Source organism: Paraburkholderia sp. BL21I4N1 (assembly GCF_002973525.1).
GTDB lineage: Bacteria > Pseudomonadota > Gammaproteobacteria > Burkholderiales > Burkholderiaceae > Paraburkholderia.
The window spans coordinates 1-1,195 of record NZ_PVEN01000060.1 but is presented as its reverse complement, the minus strand read 5'-3'; the positions used below and the strand labels follow the sequence as shown (position 1 = coordinate 1,195).

Genomic DNA, 1,195 nt, shown 5'->3' with positions numbered 1-1,195 from the left:
CAGTTAAGGAAGGTCTGCACAACCCGCTTTGGATGCGTTACCTTTGACATCCAGCGCAGCCTCGGCGCTCGGATCGTTGTTAGTGAGTTGACCACCTGGGTTTTTCCGCAAGCCGGAGCGCTTCAACCAGACGTGTGGCCTTCATCGGCCCGGTGTTTCAAGATTTGCGCAAAGCTCTGCGCGCCATCCACAAATTGCCCAAAGCAAACAGCGTGGTGATCGGGGCGGTGTTTTTCATCAAACCACGATAGCGGGTCTTCGTGTAACCGAACGGCCGCTTGAGGATGCGAAACGGGTGTTCGACCTTCGCCCGAACACCCGCCTTCAGGCGTTCGATCTGATCGTATATCGCATCCAGCGAATCATTCAGATCCAGTTTCCTGCGTTTTGCCGGTCGCATTGCAACATGCCAACGAATCGCGTCTGCCTCACAACGCTTTTCGATACCCTGATACCCAGCGTCCGCGTATACATCCGTTTCTTCGCCGTGTAGCAACGCTTCGGCGACGGTGATGTCGTGCACGTTAGCGGCCGTTCCAATGATTGTATGAACCACGCCCGAGTCGGCGTCTACGCCGACATGCATTTTCATCCCAAAGTACCAGTTGCCACCCTTCTGCGTCGATTTCATTTCTGGATCCCGCGTGCCAGAGCCGTTCTTTGTCGAACTGGGCGCGGCAATCAGGGTTGCGTCAACCGCCGATCCAGCCTTAAGCATCAGGCCTTTCTCCGTCAGGATCTCATTGACCAGCGACAGCATTTGCGCCGCCAGCCCATGCGTTTCGAGCAGATGGCGGAACCGCAGTATCGTGCTTTCATCCGGCAGTCGCACCATGCCTCCGTCGAGACCCGCGAACTCGCGATAAAGCGGCACGTCATAGAGTGCTTCTTCCATAGCAGGGTCCGACAGACCAAACCATTGCTGCATGAAATGAATCTGCAGCATCGTTGCAACCGGGAACGGTGGTCGACCGGTTTTGCCCGTGGGATAGTGCGGTTCGATCACCGCAATCAGCTTCAGCCAGGGCACAACGCGTCGCATCTCATCGAGAAATTCCCGCTTGCGCGTCCGCTTCGTCGACAAATCCAGACCAAGACCAAGCTGCGTCATCATGTTGCTCCTCACAAAATCCGCTCCGTTTCCAGGATAGCTCGGCAGCAACGTAATGCCAGGACTTTTGCAGATATTCCTTAA

At 55.7% G+C, this 1,195-nt stretch carries 1 protein-coding gene; it reads right to left on the bottom strand.

Annotated features, from left to right (window positions below; genetic code table 11):
• Positions 1-157: 157 nt before the first annotated feature.
• On the bottom strand, positions 158-1,111 hold the full coding sequence (locus tag B0G83_RS38005) for an IS5 family transposase (RefSeq protein WP_105512362.1): 954 nt from the start codon (positions 1,109-1,111) through the stop codon (positions 158-160).
• Between the last annotated feature and the right edge of the window lie 84 nt (positions 1,112-1,195).